This is a genomic window from Streptomyces sp. NPDC049879 (assembly GCF_044461265.1).
In the GTDB taxonomy this organism is placed as follows: domain Bacteria; phylum Actinomycetota; class Actinomycetes; order Streptomycetales; family Streptomycetaceae; genus Streptomyces.
The window spans coordinates 487812-504894 of record NZ_JBITKT010000005.1; the positions used below are offsets into that span (position 1 = coordinate 487812).

Here is a 17083-nt window from a genome sequence, read left to right on the forward strand (position 1 = left end):
CACGCGCGTGGCCGCCGTCGCGGCCTGCGCCGCCGTGGCAGCCGCGCTGACCGCGCTGCCGGCGGGCGCCGCCGCGCCGCAGCCCGGTCCTGGCGGGCAGGCCGCGCCGGGAGGACCGGCGACCACGATCACCCTCATCACCGGCGACCGCGTGGTGACGAGCGGCGGCCCCGACGGGACGCTCCGCGTCATACGGGCGGAGGGCCGGGACGACATCGGCTTCCGCATCGCGCGCGGCACCGGCGGCACGTACGTCATCCCGTCCGACGCCGAGCGCCTGGTCGCCGAAGGGACCCTGGACAGGCGGCTGTTCGACGTCACCGAGCTGAGCCGCGCCCCGTACCGCGAGGCCGACGGGCTGCCGCTGATCGTCACGTACGACGGCGAACGCCCCGCCACGCTGCGGGCGGCGGACGTACGCGCGGACCTGCCGGCGATCGACGGCGAGGCGTTGACCGTCGCGCCGGGCGAAGCGGCGGCTCTCTGGGAGCAGTTGACCGGGCCGCGCACCCTGGCGTCCGGCATCGAGACCGTGGCGCTGGACGGCATCGTCACCAAGACGCTGGCCGAGAGCGTCCCGCAGATCGGCGCCCCCGAGGCGTGGGAGGCCGGTTACGACGGAACGGGCGTGACGATCGCCGTCCTCGACACCGGGATCAGCTCCACGCACCCGGACGTCGCCGACCACGTCGTCGCGGCCGAGAACTTCTCCGACTCGGAGGACACCGAGGACCGCGACGGCCACGGCACCCACGTGGCCTCGACGGCGACCGGCACCGGCGCGCAGTCCGGCGGCACGTACACGGGCGTCGCGCCCGGCGCCGACCTGATCAACGCCAAGGTCCTGGACGACTACGGCTACGGCTGGGACTCCGACATCGTCGAAGGCATGCAGTGGGCCGTCGACCAGGGCGCCGACATCGTCAGCATGAGCCTCGGCGGCACCGCCACCCCCGGACTCGACCTGCTGGAAGAGGCCGTGGACAGCCTCTCCGCCTCCTCGGACACCCTCTTCGTCGTCGCGTCGGGCAACGAGGGCCCGGACGCCGGTACGGTCGGCAGCCCCGGCACCGCCGCCTCCGCGCTGACGGTCGGCGCGGTGGACAAGCAGGATGTCCTCGCCGAGTTCTCCTCCGCGGGACCCACGGTCGGCGACGGCTTCGTGAAGCCCGACGTCACGGCCCCGGGCGTGGACATCGCCGCCGCCGGGGCCGAGGGCGCCGCCATCTGGGACTACGGCACGCCCGTCACGGACGGCTATGTCGCGCTCAACGGCACGTCCATGGCCACCCCCCACGTCTCCGGCGCCGCCGCGCTCCTCGCCCAGGCGCACCCCGACTGGGACGGCGAGCAGATCAAGGCCGCCCTGACCTCCTCCGCCGTGTCGACGGGCGACTACAGCCCGTTCCAGCAGGGCACGGGACGCATCGACGTCCCCGCCGCCCTCGCGCAGAACGTCATCGCGGAGCCCGGCGCGCTGAACTTCGGCGTCGTCCCCTACCCACACGACGACGCGGAGCCCGTCACCCGCGACCTCACCTACCGCAACCTCGGCGACACCGACGTCACCCTGGACCTCACCACCGAAGCCACCGGCCCGGGCGGAAACCCGGCGCCGGAAGGCCTCTTCACCCTCGCCACCGACACCGTGACCGTTCCGGCGGGCGGCACCGCCACCGTCCAGGTCACCGCCGACACCAGCACGGGCGACGCGTACGGCGCGTACGGCCTCACCGTCACCGCGACGGGCGGCGACGGCACCACCGTCCGCACGGTGGGCGGCGTCGAGCGCGAGGCGGAGCACGCCGAACTGACCCTCACCGCCACCGGCCGCGACGGCGAACCGTCCGCCGACTGGCTGGCCACCGTCTGGGACCTCACCACCGGCGAGCCGCTCTTCGCCGGACCCGAGGAGGACGGCACGGCCACCCTCCGCCTGCCCGTCGGCGACTACGCCCTCGACAACATCACCGACATCTGGGACCCGGAGACCGGCGACCTCCTCGGCAGCGATTTCCTCTCCATGCCGCACCTCGCGCTCACGGAGGACACCGCCGTCGACTTCGACTCCGCCGACACGCGCCCGGTGGACGTGAGCTTGGCCGCCGACGGGGCCGAACTGAGCGTTCTGACCGTCGGCTACAGCGCGGCGACCGAGGGGGACGCCGGCATCGGGCTGAGCGCTTCCACCGGCGACCTGCCGGAGGGCTTCCGCAGCGGCACGGTCGGCGAACCGGCGCCCGGCTGGGAGCCGTCGACGCACATGGCCGCCGAATGGGCGGGCGAGGGCGTGCAGTTCCACACGGCCGACGTCCGCCCGACCACGCTCTACGACGGGCTGACCCGGCACGTCGCCCGGCGCGACCTGGCCCGCGTCACCACCACGCTGGGCTCGCCCGAGGCGGGCGGGGACGGCATGCTGAGCGCCGGGATCGACGGGATTCCGCAGCTCAGCGACCTCAGCTACGCCGTGCCGGGGGCCGTGGAGGTGTGGCTCGACGCGACCTCGGGCCCGTGGCGGCAGTCGTACGCGGCTTTCTCAGCGTCCGGCGGCATGGGCGGCCACTTTCTCAGCGGCCTCCGCTCCTACGCGCCGCGCGAGCGGACCCGGGCGGCGTTCGGCGTGGGCGTCTTCGGCACGTCGGTCGACCCCGCCGCGGGCGAGGGCGTCCAGCGCGTCGGCGACACGCTCTCCGTCACCATCCCGGCGCTGAACGACGGCGGCGGGAACGCGTACAGCAGCTGGGCGGCCGAGGAGCGGGTGACGCTCTACCGCGACGGCGAGGAGTACGCGACGAGCGACTACACGCTGGAGTGGACGACGTTCGAAGTCCCCGCCGACGAGGCGGAGTACGAGCTGGTCGCCACCGTGGACCAGGGTGAGCCGGGAGCGGTCCTCAGCTCCCGCGTCACCTCCGCGTGGACGTTCACGTCGGCGCGCCCCGCCGGGGACGAGCCGGTGTCGCTGCCCGTCTCGGCGGTCCGTTTCCTGCCGCGCCTGGCGCCGGACAGCACAGCCCCGGCGGACGGTACGTTCCGCGTCCCGGTGACCGTCGAGGGCTCGGCCGCCGGGGAGACCCCGGCCGTGGAGGTCTCCTACGACAGCGGCGAGACGTGGGAGGACGTCCGCGTCCGAAACGGCAAGGTGAAGGTCACCAACCCCGAGGCAGGCGGCACGGTCTCCTTCCGCGCCACCGTCACCGACGAGGACGGCAACACCAGCACCCAGACCGTCATCGACGCCTACCGCACCAAGTAACCACCCCGCACAGCACGTCGGCCCGCGCCCGCCACGGCGCGGGCCGGCGCGCGTTCCGCCCCTTTGCCAAACCTTGACTTCGGGCGTGACACCGAACTCCCGTTCCACACGTGTCTGTTGAGAGACCGGGACCCGATCGGGACAGCCCGGGGAAGTGGGGGAGATCTTGTCGACGCAACGACACCGCGCGCGCGTCACGGCCGTGGCGGCGTGTGCCGCCGTGGCCGCCGCGCTCACGGCCGGACCGGCGGAGGGGGCGGGCGAACGGCCCGCGGCCGGGGGTCCGTCCGCGTTCGTCACGCTGGTCACGGGTGACCGCGTGGCGACCAACGGCACGAGCGGGCCAGTGCAGTTCCTACCGGCGGAGGGCCGCGAAGGCATACCCTTCCGCGTCCAGCGCGCGGACGGGGCGACGTACGTCATCCCGTCCGACGCGGAACGCCTGGTCGCCGAAGGGACGCTCGACCGGCGGCTGTTCGACGTCACCGAGCTGAGCCGCGCCCCGTACCGCGAGGCGGACGGGCTGCCGCTGATCGTCACCTACGACGGCGAACGCCCCGCCGCGCTCCGGTCGGCGGACGTACGCGCCGACCTGCCCGCCATCGACGGCGAGGCCCTGACGGTGGACGCCGGCCAGGCCGGTGCCCTCTGGCGGCAGCTCACCGAACCCGCCGACGACGCCCGCGCGTTGACGACCGCGCCCGGCATCGAGGCGATCGCGCTGGACGGCATCGTCACCAAGTCCCTCGCCGAGAGCGTCCCGCAGATCGGCGCGCCGGAAGCCTGGGCGGCGGGCTACGACGGCGAGGGCGTGACGATCGCCGTTCTCGACACGGGTATCAGCTCCACCCACCCGGACGTCGCCGACCATGTCATCGCGTCCGAGAACTTCTCCGACGCGGCGGACGCCGAGGACCACGACGGCCACGGCACGCACGTCGCGTCCACCGCCACGGGCACCGGCGCCCTGTCGGACGGCACCTACACGGGTGTCGCCCCCGGCGCGGACCTCCTCAACGGCAAGGTCCTGGACGACGAGGGCTCCGGCTGGGAGTCCGACATCGTCGCCGGGATGCAGTGGGCCGTCGCCCAAGGCGCCGACATCGTCAGCATGAGCCTCGGCGGCACCGCCACTCCCGAACTCGACCTGATGGAAGAGGCCGTCAACACCCTGTCGGCCGACTCGGACACCCTCTTCGTCGTCGCGTCGGGCAACGAGGGCCCCGGCGCCGGTACAGTCGGCAGCCCCGGGACGGCGGAGGCGGCCCTGACGGTGGGGGCGGTGGACAAGCAGGACGTCCTCGCCGACTTCTCCTCCGCGGGCCCCACGGCCGGTGACGGCCTCGTGAAGCCCGACGTGACCGCGCCCGGCGTGGACATCGCCGCCGCCGGGGCCGAGGGCGCCGCCATCTGGGACTACGGCACGCCCGTCACGGACGGCTATGTCGCCATCAGCGGCACGTCCATGGCGACCCCCCATGTCTCCGGCGCCGCCGCGCTCCTCGCCCAGGCGCACCCCGACTGGGACGGCGAACGGCTCAAGGCCGCCCTCGCCTCCTCCGCCGTCTCCACCGGCGCGTACACCCCGTTCCAGCAGGGCACCGGACGCATCGACGTCCCCGCCGCCCTCACCCAGGACGTGATCGCCGAGACCGGCCCGCTGAACTTCGGCGTCGTCCCCTACCCCTACGACGACACCGAGCCCGTCACCCGGGACGTCACCTACCGCAACCTCGGCGACACCGACGTCACGCTCGACCTGGCGACGACCAGTCTCGGCCCGGACGGGAACCCGGCGCCCGACGGCATGTTCACCCTGGCCCAGGACAGCGTGACCGTCCCGGCGGGTGACACCGCCACCGTCCAGGTGACAGCCGATGGACGGCTCGGCGACGGGTCGGGCGCCTTCGGCGTGTGGGTCACCGCGACCGGCGACGACGGCACCACCGTCCGCACCGCGGGCGTGGTCGAACGCGAGGCGACACAGGTCCAGTTGGACATCACCGCGACGGGCCGGGACGGCGAGACCGCCCTCGACTGGGGCGGCGTCCTCTACAACACGTCCACGGGTGACGGGTACTGGGTCTACCCCGACTGGGACGGCACCGCCCGCCTCCGCGTCACCCCGGGTGACTACGTGGTGGACACCACGATCCGCGGCTGGGACTCCCCCGAGGACGCGAACCCGGCGTCGACCGACTGGATCGTCCAGCCCCGCCTGTCGCTGACCGAGGACACGTCGGTCACGGTGGACGCCGCCGACGCCCGCCCGTTCGACGTCCGCACCCCGGACCCGGACACCGAGGCGACCGACCTGACGGTGGGCTACGACCTGGTCACGACCGCGGGCGTCAGCTGGTCCGCGTCCGTCGGCGGCCTCGACGCGGCGGACAGCCTGGGCACCGCCACGATCGGCGGACTGCCAGGCGGCTGGTCCGCCGACACGTACTACACCGGCACCTGGGGGGCCGGCGGCGCCGAGTACCACTCCGTGGACTTCCGCGAGACCCCGCTGTACACGGGCCTGGACAAGCGGCTGCGCCCCCGCGACCTGGCGCGCGTCCGGACGGAGATCGGCTCCCCGGTCCCGGACGCGGAGGGCATGCTCTACACGATGAACGAGAACGTGTGGGGCGGCGCCGCCGTGGCGCTGCCGGTGCCGCGGACCGTGGACGTGTACGTGGAGGTGGCGGCCGGGGCCTGGCAGCAGCAGGTGGAGTACTTCGCGGCGGACGGGGCCTCGATCTCGTTCGAGAGCCCGTACCGGGAGTACGCGCCGCGCGAGCGGACCACCGAGACGTTCAACACGGGTGTGTTCGGCCCGTCGTTCCTCTCGCCGGACGAGGGCCTGTACCGCGGCGGCGACTGGCTGTACACGAACTTCCCGACGCTGCGCGACGGCGGCGGCAACACCCACTCGGGCTGGTACGACACCTACACGACCACCCTCTACCGGAACGGCGAGGAGTACGTCTCCACCAGGGACTCGCTGGACTGGTCGTCGCTCGAACTGCCCGCCGACGAGGCCGAGTACGAGCTGGTCACGACCGTGGAACGCGGCGGGGCGTCTGTCTCCTCCACTGTCACCTCGGCGTGGACGTTCACCTCGGCGCGCACCGGGGACGACGAAGAGGTGCGCCTGCCCTCCTCCGCCGTCCGCTTCTCGCCGCGCCTCGCGCTGGACAGCACGGCACCGGCGGACCGCGCGTTCCGCGTGCCGGTGACCGTCGAGGGCTCGGCCGCCGGGACGGTCCCGGCCGTGGAGGTCTCCTACGACAGCGGTGAGACGTGGACGGACGCCCCGGTCCGCGACGGCAAGGTGAAGGTCACCAACCCGGCGGCAGGCGGCTCGGTGTCGTTCCGCGCCACCGCGACCGACGAAGACGGCAACACCAGCACCCAGACCATCATCGACGCCTACCGCACCAGGTAGACACCGCCCGCACGACGACGGCCCGCGCCCGCTCCGGCGCGGGCCGTCCGCGTTCTTCACAAGACCTTCACGCCGCTTCGCGGGACAGAAGTGGCCCCCTGCGCGTGTTTGTTGACGGATCGGAACCCGATCGAAACAGTTCGTGCACGTCAGGAGAGACGTTTGACAACGAAACGACACCGCGCGCGCGTCGCCGCCGTGGCGGCCTGCGCCGCCGTCGCCGCCGCGCTCACGGCCGGGCCCGCGGGCGCCGCGGGTCCCGCGGAGCGGCCGGGCGGGCAGTCCGCCGCCGAGGGCCCGTCCACGCTGGTCACGCTCGTCACCGGTGACCGGGTGCTGACGAACGGCCCGGAAGGAACCGTGCGGTTAATACCCGCCGAGGGCAGGGAGGGCATACCCTTCCGCGTCCTGCGCGCCGGGGAGGCGACGTACGTCATCCCGTCCGACGCGGAGCGCCTCCTCGCCGAAGGGACCCTCGACCGGCGGCTGTTCGACGTCACCGAGCTGAGCCGTGACGCGTACCGGCAGGCGGAGGGGCTGCCGCTGATCGTCACCTACACCGGCGACCGCCCGGCGACCCTGCGGTCGGTGGACGTACGCGCCGACCTCCCCGCCATCGACGGCGAGGCGCTCACCGTGGACGCCGGCCAGGCGGGCGCCCTGTGGCAGCAGCTCACCGAACCCGCCGACGGCGCACGGGCGTTGACGGCCGCGCCCGGCATCGAGGCGATCGCGCTCGACGGCATCGTCACCAAGACACTGGCCGAGAGCGTCCCGCAGATCGGCGCCCCCGAGGCGTGGGAGGCCGGTTACGACGGCACGGGCGTCACCGTCGCCGTCCTCGACACCGGCATCAGCACCACCCACCCCGACGTCGCCGACCACGTCGTCGCGGCCGAGAACTTCTCCGACGCCGAGGACGCCGAGGACCGCGACGGCCACGGCACGCACGTGGCCTCGACGGCGACCGGCACCGGCGCCATGTCGGACGGCACGTACACCGGCGTCGCCCCCGGCGCGGACCTGATCAACGGCAAGGTCCTCGACGACTACGGCTCCGGCTGGGAGTCCGACATCGTCGAAGGCATGCAGTGGGCCGTGGACGAGGGCGCGGACATCGTCAGCATGAGCCTCGGCGGCACCGCGACGCCCGAACTCGACCTCCTCGAAGAGGCCGTGGACACCCTGTCCGCCGAGTCCGGCGTCCTGTTCGTCATCGCGGCGGGCAACGAGGGCCCCGGCGCCGGCACGGTCGGCAGCCCCGGCACCGCCGCCTCCGCCCTCACGGTCGGCGCCGTCGACAAGGAGGACGTCCTCGCCGACTTCTCCTCCGCCGGACCCACGGCAGGCGACGGCTTCGTCAAGCCGGACGTGACGGCCCCCGGCGTGGACATCGCCGCCGCGGGCGCGGAAGGCGCCGCCATCTGGGACTACGGCACGCCCGTCACGGACGGCTATGTCGCCATCAGCGGCACCAGCATGGCCACCCCGCACGTCTCCGGCGCCGCCGCGCTCCTCGCCCAGGCCCACCCGGACTGGACCGGCCAGCAGATCCGCGCGGCCCTCACCTCATCCGCCGTCTCCACCGGCGCCTACTACTCCCCGTACCAGCAGGGCACCGGACGCATCGACGTCCCCGCCGCCATCGCGCAGAACGTCATCGCCGAGTCGGGCCCCCTCAGCTTCGGCGTGGTCCCCTACCCGCAGGACGAGGCCGAGCCCGTCACCCGCGACCTCACCTACCGCAACCTCGGCGACGCCGACGTGACGCTCGACCTGGCGACGACGACCCTCGGCCCGGACGGAAGCCCGGCGCCCGAGGGCCTGTTCACCCTCGCCCAGGACAGCGTGACCGTCCCGGCGGGCGGCACGGCCACCGTCCAGGTCACGGCGGACGCGCGCCTCGGCGACGCGTTCGGCGGCTACGGCCTGTGGGTCACCGCGACCGGCGACGACGGCACCACCGTCCGCACCGCGGGCGGCGTCGAACGCGAGTCGGAGCGCCACGAGTTGACGCTCACCGCCACCGGCCGCGACGGCGAGCCCACCGCCGACTGGAGCGGCTCGGTCCTCAACCTCGTGACGGGCGACTTCTTCTGGGTGGACCCGTCGGAGGACGGCACCGCCACCCTGCGCCTGCCCGAGGGTGACTACGTGGTGGACAACGTCATCTGGGACTGGGCCGACCCCGAGGACGACAGCCCGGTCGGCGCCGACTGGCTGTCCGTGCCCCGCCTGTCGCTGACCGAGGACACGACCGTCTCGACCGACTCCGCCGACGCCCGCCCGTTCGAGGTCACCGCGCCCGAGCGGGACACCGAACTCACCGACCTGACGGTGGGCTACGACATCGCCGACGCCGACGGCAACAGCTTCAGCTCCGGCTTCGGGGCCGTGGGCCTTGAGGACGGCTTCGCGACCGGCACGATCGGCGACGTGCCCGACGACTGGTTCGCCGACACGTTCTACAGCGCCACCTGGGAGACGGACAGCGCCGAGTACCACGGCGCCGACTTCCGCGAGGGCCCGCTCTACACGGGCTTCGAGGAGCAGTTGCGCAAGCGCGACATGGCGCGCGTCCGCACGACGCTCGGCTCCCCGTCCCCGGACGCGGAGGGCTTCCTCTACGCGTTCAACGAGAACATCTGGGTGGCCGGTGCCGCGCCGCGTCCGCTGCCCCGGACCGTGGACGTGTACGTCGAGGCGGCGGCCGGAGCGTGGCAGCTGCAGCTCGACCACCTGGCGGCGGACGGTGCGGAGGGCTCGCTCGTCGGCTCCTTCCGGGAGTACGCGCCGCGCGAGCGGGTCAGCGAGACGTTCAACGTCGGTGTCCTCGGGACGTCGATCGCGTCGGACGAGGAAGGCCTCTACCGCAGCGGGGACTACCTCTTCGCCACCTTCCCGCCGATCCGCGACAGTGGCGGCCACGCGTACACCGGCTGGTCCGACACCTACGCGACCACCCTCTACCGGAACGGTGAGGAGTTCGCGACCAGCACCGTCCCGCTGGACTGGACGACGTTCGAACTGCCCGCAGAAGAGGCCGAGTACGAGCTGGTGACGACGGTGGAACGCGCCGGTCCCGCGGCTGTCTCCTCCACTGTCACCTCGTCGTGGACGTTCACGTCGGCGCATACGGCGGAGGACGAGTACGTACGCCTGCCCGCCTCGGCTGTCCGCTTCTCGCCGCGCCTCGCGGTGGACAGCACGGCGCCCGCCGACCGCACCTACCGCGTCCCGGTCACCGTCGAGGGCCCGGCCGCCGGGGAGACCCCGGCCGTCGAGGTCTCCTACGACAGCGGCGAGACCTGGGACGACGTCCGCGTCCGCAACGGCAAGGTGAAGGTCACCAACCCGGCGGCAGGCGGGTCGGTGTCGTTCCGCGCCACCGTCACCGACGAGGACGGCAACACCAGCACCCAGACCGTCATCGACGCCTACCGCACCAAGTAAAAGCACCGCAGTCCGCCGGGCCCGCCACGAAACATCGTGGCGGGCCCGGCCCGTTCACGGCCAGGATCGGCCCATGCGCACCCTCACCACCGACCGTCTCGACCTGCGGCCCGTCACCGACGCGGACACCGACGACATCGCCGCGCTGCACGCCGACCCCGAGGTGATGCGCTTCCTGACCGGCGGCGTCCCCGAGTCCCGCGCGGACGTCCTGGCCGTGGCGCTCCCCCGGCTGAGGCGGCCCGGCTACTGGACGGCGCGGGAACGGGGGACGGGCGCGTTCGCGGGCTGGTTCGAGCTGGTCGCGGTGGACGGCGAGCCGGGCACGGTGGAGCTGGGCTACCGGCTGCGCCGCGCCGCCTGGGGCCTCGGCTACGCCACCGAGGGCGCGCGGGCGCTCGTCGCGCACGGCTTCACGGAGCTGGGCGTCCGGCGCGTGACAGCCAACACCATGGCGGTGAACGCGGGTTCCCGCCGCGTGATGGAAAAGGCGGGCCTGTCGTTCGTCCGCGCCTACCACGGCGACTGGCCGGAGCGTATCCCCGGCTCGGAGCACGGCGAGGTGGAGTACGCGGTGACGCGCGACCAGTGGACGGCGGGGCGCGCCTGACCGTTCACTCCATCGAGGGACCGCCCGCCCTTCTTCCCCTGCGGCCGGTGCGGGCGTGGCTAGCGTGACGCGTGTCCGGAATGCCCGGACCCCACACCCCGGGAGGGAACACGCCCATGGCCACCGCCACCGCCGACCCGATCACGCTCAAGCTGGACCGGATGTTCACCGCCGTCGACTCCGACGGCGACGGGTTCGCCGACTGGTCCGACTTCCAGCGGATCGTGGACCGCTTCCTGACCGGCTACGGGATCGCCAAGGAGGACCGCCGGGCGCGTGCCCTGACGGCCGGCTACCAGATGTACTGGCTGGAGCTGCTGCGGCACGCGGACGGCAAGGACCGCCTGAGCCGTGAGCAGTTCATCGAGACGCACCGGCTGGCGAGCGTGGACACCAGCCGCTTCAACCTGGTCGAGGGCCTGTCGCACGCGGTCTTCGACGTCATGGACAGCGACGGCGACAACGGCATCGGCAGGTCGGAGTTCCAGCAGTACCTCACCGTATGGGGCATCGCCCACCCGGACGCCGTGGACACGTTCGACAGGCTGGACCTCGACGGCGACGGGTGTGTGAGCCGTCAGGAATTCCTGCGCGCGACCCGGGAGTTCCACTACTCGTCCGACCTGAACGCCCCCGGCAGCCTGCTGTTCGGCCCGATCGCGGACTGAGTCCGCCCGGCCGCCGGTAATTCCGGTGACGGCTCGCGCCCTTGTCCGTAGGGTGCGCCGGACAGGCGCCCCCACCGGAGAGGCCACGCGATGACCGGCACCGACACCGTACGTATCAGGCCCGCGCGCCGCGACGAGGCCGCCGCGCTGACGGACCTCGCCCTCCGTTCCAAGGCGCACTGGGGGTACGACGAGGCGTTCATGGCGGCCTGCCGCGAGGAGTTGACGATCACGGCCGAGCGCACGGAGCGCTCGGCCGTGGCGGAGCGGGCGGACGGCGCGCTCGTCGGGTTCACCACGGTGGACGGCGCGCCGCCGCAGGCCGTGCTGGGGATGATGTTCGTGGCGCCCGAGGCGATGGGCGCGGGCGTCGGGCGCCTGCTGTTCGCGCACGCGGCGGACACCGCGCGCGCCTCCGGCTGCACACGCCTGGTCTTCGACGCCGACCCGCACGCCGTGGGGTTCTACGAGGCGATGGGCGCCGTGCGGATCGGCGAGACGCCGTCCGGGTCCATCCCCGGCCGGGTGCTGCCGCTGATGGAGGTCAGGCTGCCCCGCTGATGTCGGCGGCCGGGTAGAGCACCCACGGGCTGTCCGCCAACTGCCGCAGGTGGAAGTCACCGAGGGCGCGTACGGGCCCGGCGTGCCGGTCGATCATCGCCGCCACCTCGGGCGGCGTCCCGGGCGGCCTGTCCCCCGCCGCCCAGCGGTCGAGGAACGCGCGCTGCTCGGCCAGCGTGCGTACGCCGTCCACCACGGGCTGGCGCAGGAGTTGGGAGGCGGCGGTGGCACGGTCGTAGCCCAAGTGGTCTGCCAGGAACGCCCGTTCGTCCGGCGCCAGCGCGAACCGGTCGCTGAGCGCAAGCCCGTAGTCCGCGAAGTAGACCGCGCCGCCGTCCGTGAGGACGTTCTCGAAGTGCGCGTCGAAGTGGATGAGTCCGCGATCCGCCATGAAGTCCGCGCCGCGCATCACGTCCCGCTCCACCCGCGCCCACTCGGCCGCGTCGGACTGCCCGGCGAGGTGGGCGGCGAGCGTGTGCGGGATGTGTTCGAGGAACAGCGCGAGGCTGTGCCGGGCTCCGGCGATCGCCTCAAGTCGCGCCCGTACGGCGGGTGAACCGCCCCAGTACGCCACCGAGCCGTCGATCCCGCCGAACTCGTCCACGAACCCGGGCGGCGGCGTGTCGGGCAGGACGCGCCAGTGGTACGTCAGCGGGAAGCCGCCGTACGCGCCGCCGAGGACCCAGGCGGTCGTCATCTCGTGCACGGCCAGCTCACGCCACGCCCCGATCCCGCAGGACCCGACCCGGTAGTGGTACGGCAGGGGCAGGCCGAAGACGTCGCGGGTGGACCGCGCGTTCCCCGGCTCCAGCTCGACGTCCGTCAGCGGCACCCGCTTCACGAACACCCGCGTCCCGGCGACGTCGAGCGCCGCCGAACGCCCCCCGATCCCGGAGCCGAGCGGCTCGGCGCCACGCACCAGCGCATCGAGCCGCCCATCGTCCAGCCCGGCCAGCTCCGCCGCCACCTTCCGGTGGACGCGCGCCCGTTCGTTCACGTTCCGCTCCTGGTGCGTATGACATAGGCGGCCTGGGCGGCCCCCCACAGGACCAACGCGCCACCGACCCACATCATCACCACCCCGACCTTGGTCAGCGTCACGACGGGTGTGTCCACCCCGTCCGTGAACTGCCACAGCGCGAGCCCGCCAAGACCGGTGACCACGCCTTCGACCAGGTTCCTTCCAGCACTGTTCATGCTGCGACGCTACGAGCCGGCCCGGCGGCGATCCTCCCCCCGACGGCTGACCCGGCCTGCACACTTCGTCGTACGCGGCGGGGTCAGCCGTCGGGGAACATCCGGCGGAACAGCGCCTCTTCGGTAGGCACGTTGATGACGGCCGGGGGCGGGAACGGCGCCGGGGGCGGGTCGCCGGTGTACGCGACGCAGCGGCCGCCGGGGGCCGGACGGGCACGCCGCCAGGCGAACACCGCCGCCCCGGCCACGACAGCGGCCGTCGCCACGACCAGCGCGTACTGCCTCACAGCCACCTCCCGGGGACGGCGCGGTAGGGGCGGGTGATCCGCTCGCGGTACGCGTGGTGCCCCGGGTTGTCGCGGAGGTGCCCGAAGACCCACCGCAGGGCGGCGTCCGACGACTCCTCCTCCGGCCCGTACTGGTCGCACACGACGCACTCGGCGGAGAAGTGGAACTGGCCGTTCTCCGGCCGGACCGTCCACTCCCTGAACCTGAACGTCCGCCCCCGCGCCGTCACTTCACGACCTCCCCGAGGTCGCAGGCGAACCAGACGGCCTTCCCCTGCCGGTACGGCAGCGTCTGCACGCCGAACTCGCCCGCCATCTCGCGCAGCATCCACAGCCCGCGCCCGGTCGCCGCCGCCCAGTCGGGTTCCTCGGTGTTCTTCGGCATCCGCCGCGAACGGTCGATCACCAGGACCACGGCCTGCCCGGCGTCGCGGACGACCTGGAGGTAGCAGGCGGGGTCGTCCACGTGGCGGCAGACGTTGGTCAGCAGCTCGGAGACACCCAGCCGCGCGAGTTCCACGGCCTCCTCAGCCGCCCCCCACCCACCGAACACATCCGCGACAACACGCCGCCAGACCCCGATCTCCCTCTCACGAGCCGTTAAGGCCCAGGCGTACGCGCACTGCGTCTCCGGGCGAAGTTCCTGCGGGGGCTTCATCGCACCTCCAGAGCTGTCAGGCACCACACCGGGGTGGGGGTGGCGGCGAACGAGCCCGCCAGGCGTTCTCATGGAGAGTCGCCGGACAGATACGCAACGTAGGCTCGGCACACTGTGGCACGGCGGGAATGTTGTCCGCAACGCCATGTACCCAAAAGGTTGACCGAACCTATGTTTGCCCTTCTCGGCACCTTCCCCTGATCGCTAGGCTGCGGCCGAGGGAGGTCACCCCATGACTGACGCACAGCCGAACCTGCACCGCCGACGCCTCGGCCTCGAACTGCGGGCACTCCGCAAGGCCGCCGGCCTGTCCCTGGTCGAGGCATCCGAACGGCTCGACCTGCCGGGCGGCCCGTCACTCAGCCGCATCGAGAACGGCAAGCAACGCGTACCGCCGACCTCGGTCTTCGGCTACTTCGAGATCTACGGCCTGACGGACGAGGTACGCCGCGCACACATCCGCGAACTGGCCAAACTCGCCGCCAACGGCCGCCGGAACAACCTGTTCAACGAGTTCCAGAGCGCGATCCCCGGTCCGTTCGCCGAGTATCTCCAGCTGGAGGAACTGGCGACGAAGAGCGAAACCTTCGAAGCCGTGGTTCCCGGGCTGCTCCAGACCGAGGCTTACGCGTACGCGATCGTTGAGGGTGGGCGCTCGTGGCACTACCAGCGAGAGATCCGCAACTTTGTCCAGCTACGGCTGGCCAGACAGAAGCTGCTCACCGGAGACAACCCTCTCCGACTGTGGTGCATCGTCGATGAGGCAGCGCTCATGCGGCGCGTCGGGAGCAACGCCGTGATGACAGAGCAACTTCAGCATCTCCTGAACGTGTCGGAGGAACACGACAACGTCGACATCCAGGTGCTGCCCTTCGACCAAGGGGCGCATACGGGCATCAACGGCCCTTTCCAGCTGCTGCACTTCGCCGCCGGTCCTCCGGTGGCCGTCCTGGAGCAGGTGACAACTTCTCTTTACCTGGAGGAGGATGTCCACTTGGCGCGCTACGAGATGCAGTTCGACCATTTGAGAGCCGAGGCACTCGACACGCGAGCCACGCTGGCCTACATCCACAAAGTGATCAAGGAACGCTACAGATGATCAAGAAAGTTGACCTCTCCAACGCTGTCTGGGCCAAAAGCGCCTTGAGCAGTGGCAGCACCAACTGCCTGGAGGTCGCGTTCATCGATGGCGTTGTGGCTCTGCGGGACTCGAAGGACGTCGGCAACCCGAACGCCGCCACCCTTCTTCTGTCCGAGGATGACTACCGCGCCTTCACCGGCGGCGTCCGCAACGGACAGGCCAACCTCCTGCTCCCTTGATCCAGCGTCCGAAAGGTTCGATGTGATCAGGAAAGTAGACCTTTCCGACGCCACTTGGGCAAAGAGCGAGCTGAGCAGCGGGGGTGACAACTGCCTCGAAGTCGCCTTCGTGGACGGGGTTGTCGCCCTCCGCGATTCCAAGGACGTCGGCAACCCCGACGCCGCCGTGCTCCTCCTCTCCGAGGACGACTACCGCGCCTACACCGGCGGCATCCGCAACGGACAGACGAACCTCGTCCTCCCCTGACGAACTCGGAGAGACCCTGTGATCCGTAATGTCGATCTCACCCAGGCCGTTTGGGCAAGGAGCACGCTCAGCAATGGGGGTGACAACTGCCTTGAGGTCGCCTTCGTGGACGGGGTTGTCGCCCTTCGCGACTCCAAGGACGTCGGCAACCCCGACGCCGCCGTGCTCCTCCTCTCCGAGGACGACTACCGCGCCTACACCGGCGGCATCCGCAACGGACAGGCCAACCTCCTGCTCCCCTGAGCCGGCCTCCGGGCGGCGAGGTCGTGGGGAGCTGACTTCCACCGGAAGACTTCCAGCGATCCGCCGCCCGTGAACCTCACCGGTCCGGGCGGTCCTGGTGCACCCAGCGTTCAGCGACCGCCCGATTCGCCGCGCTGCCGACCGCCACCGGCGTCTTCGGCATTCGGGGATGCCCCGGATCTCCGCGCCGACCGGCTGAGGCGTGGGTGCTACCCCGGAACGCTACGCTTCGTGGCCCGTGTTCACCTCTCGTCTGCTGGAAGGACGCCACGGATGAGCCTGACGTTGGGCGTTGCCATCCTCACGATGGGGGATCGGCCTCGGGAGCTGACCGCGCTGCTCGCCTCTGTCCGGGCGCAGACGGTACCGGCCGCGCGTGTCGTGGTCGTCGGCAGCGGCTGTTCCCTCGCGGGGCTGGGGCTGCCGTCCTGGGTGACGGCGGTGGAGCTGCCGGAGAACCTCGGCGTGACCGGCGGGCGGAACGCCGCCCTGGCGCACCTGCGGGACATGGACCTGGTGCTCGACCTGGACGACGACGGGCTGCTCGTCTCCGACACCGACTTCGCGCGGATCGTGCGGCTGTACGAGGCGGACCCGGCGCTGGGGATCGTCGGCTTCCGGATCGCGGACGAGACGGGATTCACCCAGCGCCGCCACGTCCCGCGCCTGCGGGCCGGTGACCCGCTGCGCGGCGGGCGGGTGACGACGTTCCTCGGCGGCGCGCATGTGCTGTCCGGGCGGATGCTGGCGCAGGTCGGGGGCTGGCCGGACGCGTTCTTCTTCTCGCACGAGGAGACGGACATGGCCTGGCGCGCGCTGGACGCGGGCTGGAAGATCGTCTACGCGCCGGACCTCCTCCTCCAGCACCCCCGCACCTCGCCCGCCCGGCACGCGTTCTTCCACCGGACCACCGCCCGCAACCGCGTCTACCTGGCCCGGCGCCATCTGCCCGCCGTGCTCGTACCGCTCTACCTGGGGGTGTGGACGGCGCTGACCCTGCTGCGCACCCGCGACGCGGCTGGGCTGCGGGCCTGGTTCGGCGGCTTCGCGGAGGGCTGGCGCACCCCCTGCGGCACGCGCCGCCCGATGCGGTGGTCCACGGTGTGGACCATGACCCGCCTCGGCCGCCCCCCGGTGCTGTGACACC

The 17083-nt window shown here is 72.3% G+C and carries 16 protein-coding genes; 11 read left to right on the forward strand and 5 right to left on the reverse strand.

Annotation, left to right across the window (positions count from 1 at the left end):
- The first annotated feature begins 7 nt into the window (after positions 1–7).
- The 6 genes from ACIBPC_RS20355 (at position 8) to ACIBPC_RS20380 (ending at position 11984) form a co-directional block, all read left to right on the forward strand.
- Positions 8–3259 carry a S8 family serine peptidase gene (locus tag ACIBPC_RS20355; protein ID WP_398846453.1) on the forward strand — a complete coding sequence of 1084 codons (3252 nt, stop codon included), beginning with the start codon at positions 8–10 and terminating at the stop codon, positions 3257–3259.
- A 166-nt stretch (positions 3260–3425) separates the two neighbouring features.
- Positions 3426–6692: a S8 family serine peptidase gene (locus ACIBPC_RS20360; protein WP_398846455.1), complete on the forward strand. Its 3267-nt coding sequence runs from the start codon at positions 3426–3428 to the stop codon at positions 6690–6692.
- Positions 6693–6854: 162 nt separating this feature from the next.
- Positions 6855–10145 carry a S8 family peptidase gene (locus tag ACIBPC_RS20365; protein ID WP_398846457.1) on the forward strand — a complete coding sequence of 1097 codons (3291 nt, stop codon included), beginning with the start codon at positions 6855–6857 and terminating at the stop codon, positions 10143–10145.
- Between the two features lie 73 nt (positions 10146–10218).
- Positions 10219–10755, forward strand: a complete 537-nt coding sequence (locus ACIBPC_RS20370) for a GNAT family N-acetyltransferase (RefSeq protein ID WP_362965620.1) — start codon at positions 10219–10221, stop codon at positions 10753–10755.
- A gap of 116 nt (positions 10756–10871) precedes the next feature.
- On the forward strand, positions 10872–11423 hold the full coding sequence (locus ACIBPC_RS20375) for an EF-hand domain-containing protein (RefSeq protein WP_398846459.1): 552 nt from the start codon (positions 10872–10874) through the stop codon (positions 11421–11423).
- Between the two features lie 90 nt (positions 11424–11513).
- Positions 11514–11984: a GNAT family N-acetyltransferase gene (locus ACIBPC_RS20380; protein WP_398846461.1), complete on the forward strand. Its 471-nt coding sequence runs from the start codon at positions 11514–11516 to the stop codon at positions 11982–11984.
- On the opposite strand, the gene ACIBPC_RS20385 is transcribed toward ACIBPC_RS20380, so the two are convergent.
- From ACIBPC_RS20385 to ACIBPC_RS20405, 5 genes are all read right to left on the reverse strand, one after another.
- Positions 11968–12981: a protein kinase family protein gene (locus ACIBPC_RS20385; protein WP_398846463.1), complete on the reverse strand. Its 1014-nt coding sequence runs from the start codon at positions 12979–12981 to the stop codon at positions 11968–11970. The genes ACIBPC_RS20380 and ACIBPC_RS20385 overlap by 17 nt on opposite strands.
- Positions 12978–13181: a DUF5708 family protein gene (locus tag ACIBPC_RS20390; RefSeq protein ID WP_398846465.1), complete on the reverse strand. Its 204-nt coding sequence runs from the start codon at positions 13179–13181 to the stop codon at positions 12978–12980. Before ACIBPC_RS20390 ends, ACIBPC_RS20385 begins: the two co-directional genes overlap by 4 nt.
- An 83-nt stretch (positions 13182–13264) precedes the next feature.
- Positions 13265–13468: a hypothetical protein gene (locus ACIBPC_RS20395; protein WP_398846467.1), complete on the reverse strand. Its 204-nt coding sequence runs from the start codon at positions 13466–13468 to the stop codon at positions 13265–13267.
- On the reverse strand, positions 13465–13698 hold the full coding sequence (locus ACIBPC_RS20400; protein ID WP_362965632.1) for a hypothetical protein: 234 nt from the start codon (positions 13696–13698) through the stop codon (positions 13465–13467). The genes ACIBPC_RS20395 and ACIBPC_RS20400 overlap by 4 nt, the downstream gene beginning before the upstream one ends.
- On the reverse strand, positions 13695–14273 hold the full coding sequence (locus ACIBPC_RS20405; protein WP_398846469.1) for an ATP-binding protein: 579 nt from the start codon (positions 14271–14273) through the stop codon (positions 13695–13697). Before ACIBPC_RS20405 ends, ACIBPC_RS20400 begins: the two co-directional genes overlap by 4 nt.
- An 85-nt stretch (positions 14274–14358) precedes the next feature.
- Here ACIBPC_RS20405 and ACIBPC_RS20410 point away from each other — a divergent pair, with 85 nt between their 5' ends.
- From ACIBPC_RS20410 to ACIBPC_RS20430, 5 genes are all read left to right on the forward strand, one after another.
- On the forward strand, positions 14359–15225 hold the full coding sequence (locus ACIBPC_RS20410; RefSeq protein WP_362965637.1) for a helix-turn-helix transcriptional regulator: 867 nt from the start codon (positions 14359–14361) through the stop codon (positions 15223–15225).
- A complete protein-coding gene (locus ACIBPC_RS20415) occupies positions 15222–15446 on the forward strand; it encodes a DUF397 domain-containing protein (protein WP_398846472.1) in 225 nt (74 codons plus the stop codon). Before ACIBPC_RS20410 ends, ACIBPC_RS20415 begins: the two co-directional genes overlap by 4 nt.
- 22 nt (positions 15447–15468) lie before the next feature.
- Entirely contained in the window at positions 15469–15693 is a 225-nt protein-coding gene (locus ACIBPC_RS20420; protein WP_398846474.1) for a DUF397 domain-containing protein, read from the forward strand.
- An 18-nt stretch (positions 15694–15711) separates the two neighbouring features.
- Positions 15712–15936, forward strand: coding sequence for a DUF397 domain-containing protein (locus tag ACIBPC_RS20425; protein WP_398846476.1), 225 nt, complete (start codon positions 15712–15714; stop codon positions 15934–15936).
- Between the two features lie 273 nt (positions 15937–16209).
- Positions 16210–17079, forward strand: a complete 870-nt coding sequence (locus ACIBPC_RS20430) for a glycosyltransferase family 2 protein (RefSeq protein ID WP_398846478.1) — start codon at positions 16210–16212, stop codon at positions 17077–17079.
- Positions 17080–17083: the final 4 nt, after the last annotated feature.

What these genes read in the sequence shown, in the direction of transcription:
- ACIBPC_RS20390 (WP_398846465.1), bottom strand. Translation starts at nt 13,181, where the DNA reads ATGAACAGTGCTGGAAGGAACCTGGTCGAAGGCGTGGTCACCGGTCTT.
- ACIBPC_RS20415 (WP_398846472.1), top strand. Translation starts at nt 15,222, where the DNA reads ATGATCAAGAAAGTTGACCTCTCCAACGCTGTCTGGGCCAAAAGCGCC.
- ACIBPC_RS20380 (WP_398846461.1), top strand. Translation starts at nt 11,514, where the DNA reads ATGACCGGCACCGACACCGTACGTATCAGGCCCGCGCGCCGCGACGAG.
- ACIBPC_RS20410 (WP_362965637.1), top strand. Translation starts at nt 14,359, where the DNA reads ATGACTGACGCACAGCCGAACCTGCACCGCCGACGCCTCGGCCTCGAA.
- ACIBPC_RS20370 (WP_362965620.1), top strand. Translation starts at nt 10,219, where the DNA reads ATGCGCACCCTCACCACCGACCGTCTCGACCTGCGGCCCGTCACCGAC.
- ACIBPC_RS20430 (WP_398846478.1), top strand. Translation starts at nt 16,210, where the DNA reads ATGAGCCTGACGTTGGGCGTTGCCATCCTCACGATGGGGGATCGGCCT.
- ACIBPC_RS20405 (WP_398846469.1), bottom strand. Translation starts at nt 14,273, where the DNA reads ATGGCGTTGCGGACAACATTCCCGCCGTGCCACAGTGTGCCGAGCCTA.
- ACIBPC_RS20375 (WP_398846459.1), top strand. Translation starts at nt 10,872, where the DNA reads ATGGCCACCGCCACCGCCGACCCGATCACGCTCAAGCTGGACCGGATG.